The organism is Parabacteroides sp. AM08-6, from assembly GCF_003473295.1.
Lineage (GTDB): Bacteria > Bacteroidota > Bacteroidia > Bacteroidales > Tannerellaceae > Parabacteroides.
Window position 1 is genome coordinate 1 of record NZ_QRMP01000060.1, and the last position, 4024, is coordinate 4024.

Below are 4024 nucleotides of genomic sequence, written 5' to 3' on the forward strand. Positions count from 1 at the left end.
TCCTTATTCAAACGACCTGTAAATGTCACTTTATTCCAATAGCCGGAACAATCATTCAAATATTTAGAATAAAGCCCATCACCTATGATATACAAGCGGCTTTCCGGTATTTTATCTAATACATGCCGGAAAGCGCGTATCAGATAGCCCACCCCCTTTATATCATCCAAACGTCCGACAAACAATATTATTTTCTCATCTTCCCGAATAAAGTATTTCTTTTTCAGTTTCTTTTTCTCTTCCCGATTCAAAAAAACGGCTTCATCCTTTAAGCCATTGTATATGACAGCAATTTTCTCCCGGGGGATTTGATATTCATGCAACAACAACTTTTCCGTATAATGGGAAAGGCAAATGATACGATCCACATCATTATACAGTTTCTGTTCCATTGAAAAAGAGGCTAATTTTTCAGAAAGAATCTGTTTCCGGAAATAAGTAGTATTCCCGTTTAATGAAAAACACCAATCCTGATAATGAATGGTTAATAGGATTTTACAATTTGGGAAATCTTTTTTTGCCCAAGTAATCCAAGAGTTGGAATTTGTATAATTTAAATGAAAAATCAATACATCACCCTTCTGTAACTGAATATAGGGACGGAGCAAAAACCATATATTCCGGGAGTAACAATCAATGATTTTGGTTGTCTGCATATAATTTTCAGGTATATCGTAAGATATATATCCATTTTTTTCTTCACGGGTAAACTCCGGCACATCTACCAACAAATTTACAATATTAAACGACACATCAGGGATGCTCCGCATACAATCCGTCACTTGCCGCAAATAAGTCCCTATACCATAAACAGCGGCACGACTCTTTGTGTTAAAAAAATAGATATGCTTCATTCCAATATCATTTTAAGTCCATATCCGGCACATCCGCCATCCAATCCCAATCTCCATTTCTTAACCTCCGTTTCTATCTTGAATGAATTATGTTCTACAATCGAATACAAATCCATCTCCTGAGAAATATATTCCGGGCAAATATATTTTTCCCAGTTTGCAAGAAAAGACGCGCTCAACACACACACATCCTTGTGTATCACATCCGGAGACAAATGTTTTTGCAAATAGCAAGCAATTCCTCCCGTTCCATTCCTTAGCGATTTATTCATCATACGATTCAAGTCACTTTCCTGAAGTTTTTCATCCAATTCCCTTAATATCGCAAAGGAATCTCCTGCCATAAAACCATTTTGCAACAGATACTCAATACCCCAACCTATTCCGGCAAGCCCATTTTCAAAATCCACAGGTGTCCACGTATTTATCTCTTCGTAAATCTCATCCAACAACAAACCCGCAAAATCATCATACAAACCCATTCCCGTATACCGGGAATAATGGACAAAGAAGAGAACGATTCCCATCTTCCCGTGATATAATCCCGGGTTTTCCAAAAAACTTGCATTTATAATCAAATTATTTGTTATCCGCCGTAATAGTAAGTCTTTTTCCACTCTATAAACAATTTGTTTTTAACGAATATGACATAGATTCGATTTTCCTATCGCCAATTCATAGGAAGAAGGAGATTGGCATAGCCATTGGTATAAACATTCGGAACAAGGTTGTTGCTCCCTGACGCGCAACCATGATTTCCCATACAAAATTTCATCTTTAACCAAATGGGATATATCGTTTCGTTGCAAGTTGCCTAAAGCAGGCATATTCACATTTGCATAAATCTCACCATCCGGCAAAACGGTCAATTTACCAAAATCATCTACATTCAACGCCATATTTGCAAAAACCTGCCGTTTATTCAAACGAATGGTACGCAAATCCTCCTCCGTCAAATAAATATATTCTTCAAAGAAAGAGAGATTATCTCCGGTAAATAATGGTTTAACCTGGTACTTTTCCAGTCCATTCGTTTCGATAATATTTTCCGCCGACTCACAATCCTCCAGACTCGTTACGTAAAAAACCCATTCAACATGCACATCCGCAAGCAAAGGAAGAAGTTGTGCTACAAAAGGATGCCAACAATCTACCGTGATTTTCCATTTAAATTGCTCCGAGCCGGCAATCTTAATCTCATTTGCATGCTCTATCAACTGGGAACAAGACACATACAACTCCTTGGCAGCATGTATTTTATCCAATTCTCCTAAAAGAGGACGAAATGCTTCATAAGCAAATATATCCTTACCACAAATTTTGATACTTCCAACAGTACTAACCTTCACTCTTTCCAGAAAAGAACCCAACAAAGAATAATCCAAAGTACCCTGTCCTGCCAGAAAGTAAGGCTGCTGTTTAAACAACCCATTGGCATCTTTTTCATTTCCGTTTAAATAAATAACAACTTCTTGTATATATCGAAGAAAGTTTTCATACTCCAGTATTTCCGGTTTTTTTAAAAATTTCGCCCTCGAACGTTGTACGCTCAACAACGGATATAAAGAAACAGGGCGATCCTCTCCCTCCTTCTGTACAAACAATTTTGCAAAACCATTCTCCGTCAAACTATTTATGCTTTCCGCAAACAATGTATCCTGAAAATCAATATCCGTCAATTCCACACAATAAAGATTATCCGGATTCATCAATGTTGTATATTTATCATCCCACGAATCCGAACAATTCAGCGGCAACATACCACCATTTACAGTGTTATAAGCCAACATCCGATTTTTCTTTTTCCAAATAAAAGTATCCGGCTCTATCATCAACCAATATTTCCTCATGGTATTTTCTCTTTTTTAATAAATAGCTAATTCTTCCATTATTCGTTTATACAGATGCGGATTTCTTCGTAAATAGGCCTTTTGAGCAACAACCATACGCTCAAATTCGTCCTCTTTCATAAATCCATCACAAAGGGCCTCCCCTTCCAAATCCTCTATATAGAATATACATTGCGGACAATACGATTTACGATAACAACCCTGACACTGCTTTTTTATTTTTTCAAAAAAAGTATTATAAAAAGCGGCTATTTTTTCAAAATCCAAATCCACCCCTTCATCCGTAACATACCCCAAAGCATATTTCTGGTCGATACGTTCGCAAGCCAAAATCTTACCATTCACCGTTAAAAACATTTTTCTATTAAAAGGTACGCAAGTTCCGGTAGGAAAGCTTGGCAATTTCGACTGGTCAACAAAGAGGTCTGTATAGCTTTTATATACATTACCGCTAAACTGTTCCAAATAAGTATAAAGAGCCCGCGTATCCGGCACATCAAAAAACATTTCGTTTATCAACAAAGGAACATCCGGAGCCTCATAAAAATTCCGGTCTTTACTCACAAAAAGACTTTTGAACTCCTCTCTTTTGTCCTCCCGTATCCCACTCGTATTCAACTGGGAAATCATAGGAATTTTGCCAAAGGTATCTTGCATATAATGGAACAACCCATCCGTACTGTTTCTATCATGAAGAACAGAATTAAAATGAACCTTCTCTTTAAAATAATCCGGATATTTTTCCTGCAATAATTTCACATTGGCATAAACCCGCTCGAAAGAGTTGACGCCATGATGGTCCACCCGGTAAGCCTGTCCCTCCTTATCACCATCCAAACTAATCAATAAAGAAAAATTCTTCTCCACAAGAAAATCCATATACCGGTCCAACAGCATCGCATTGCTTGTCATCGAATAATTCAAGTCCACACAATAAGCATAATTTGTTTCCACATAATCTTGAATCTGCCGTATCAAAGGCACATTCAATAAAGGTTCTCCCCCGTAAAAACTAAATGTAATGGAATGCTTATAGACATCCTGTCCATGCTCCTTCCACATGGAAAAGATATAATCAATCAATCTTTTTGCTCTTTGAAAAGACAAATTCCGGGTTTCCCGCTTATCGTAACTACAATAGAACTCGCCATACCCACAATATTTACATTTAAGGTTGCAACTATCCGTCACTTCAAAAACAAGCTGCCTTAAATTCAGTATTTCCTGTCTTATGTTATTCGCCGAAAGCGATATATATTCTATATTTTCCATAAATCCATTATTTTGCATCATCCTTCACTTTCATCAACATCAAAATCT

The 4024-nt window shown here is 37.1% G+C and carries 4 protein-coding genes; all 4 read right to left on the reverse strand.

All coding sequences use genetic code 11. The features are described 5' to 3' along the window. Positions 1 to 854: glycosyltransferase (locus DW103_RS17670; protein ID WP_122278572.1), on the reverse strand; the 854-nt coding region annotated here is incomplete at its 3' end. Beyond that, a complete protein-coding gene (locus DW103_RS17675) occupies positions 851 to 1381 on the reverse strand; it encodes a hypothetical protein (protein WP_147381249.1) in 531 nt (176 codons plus the stop codon). The genes DW103_RS17670 and DW103_RS17675, both read right to left, overlap by 4 nt. 108 nt (positions 1382 to 1489) lie before the next feature. Continuing rightward, positions 1490 to 2704 (reverse strand): TIGR04150 pseudo-rSAM protein, encoded by a 1215-nt coding sequence (locus tag DW103_RS17680; protein ID WP_122278576.1) that lies wholly within the window; start codon positions 2702 to 2704, stop codon positions 1490 to 1492. Positions 2705 to 2719: 15 nt separating this feature from the next. Then, a complete protein-coding gene (locus DW103_RS17685) occupies positions 2720 to 3976 on the reverse strand; it encodes a radical SAM peptide maturase (RefSeq protein WP_122278578.1) in 1257 nt (418 codons plus the stop codon). Positions 3977 to 4024 lie beyond the last annotated feature (48 nt).

Excerpts from the sequence above, each read along its gene's own strand:
- DW103_RS17675 (WP_147381249.1), bottom strand. The coding sequence starts at position 1,381 with ATGGGAATCGTTCTCTTCTTTGTCCATTATTCCCGGTATACGGGAATG.
- DW103_RS17680 (WP_122278576.1), bottom strand. The coding sequence starts at position 2,704 with ATGAGGAAATATTGGTTGATGATAGAGCCGGATACTTTTATTTGGAAA.
- DW103_RS17685 (WP_122278578.1), bottom strand. The coding sequence starts at position 3,976 with ATGGAAAATATAGAATATATATCGCTTTCGGCGAATAACATAAGACAG.